1 protein-coding gene is annotated in these 515 nt (G+C 65.6%); it reads left to right on the forward strand.

Translation table 11 applies throughout. The annotated features are described in order from the left end of the window. A partial coding sequence (locus ACI3KW_RS23260) for an ABC transporter permease (protein WP_404850063.1) occupies positions 1-365 on the forward strand: 365 nt, incomplete at its 5' end. Positions 366-515: the final 150 nt, after the last annotated feature.

A 515-nucleotide genomic window follows, 5' to 3' on the forward strand; every position in this document is an offset into this window, starting at 1 on the left:
GCAACGAGTTGTTCTACTCGATCGCAGCGGCCGTCGTGGGAGGCGTCAGCCTGTTCGGGGGCATCGGCTCGATCAGCGGTGCGCTCCTCGGCGCAGTTCTCATCGCGACCGTGTCCAACGGTATGAACGTCATCGGAGTGCAGAGCTACTGGCAGCCCCTGGTGATCGGTCTCATCATCCTCGGCGGAGTGATTATCGACACCCACCGCCGCCAGCTGTCCTTCGCCACCATCTTCTCCCGGCTGCGCGGCTCATCAGGGCAGCCCTCAGGCTCCCGACCCGTCGCTCCCGTCGTAGCCACTGCCGGTCCTCCGGCCGGAGTTACATCGGACCCCCCGGCACGAACGCCGCGAGAACCTCGCTAAGCGCCGCGGCGAGACCAGGCCGACTCGCCGTTTCTCCTCTACCCAAGGCCGCCTTCAACCCATTCCACCAAGGAGCAATCATGCAACGACGCATTTCACTGACCGCAGCCGCAGCGGGCATTCTGCTGCTGCTGACCGGGTGTGCCGGCG

Source organism: Devosia sp. ZW T5_3 (assembly GCF_044987315.1).
Taxonomy (GTDB): domain Bacteria; phylum Pseudomonadota; class Alphaproteobacteria; order Rhizobiales; family Devosiaceae; genus Devosia.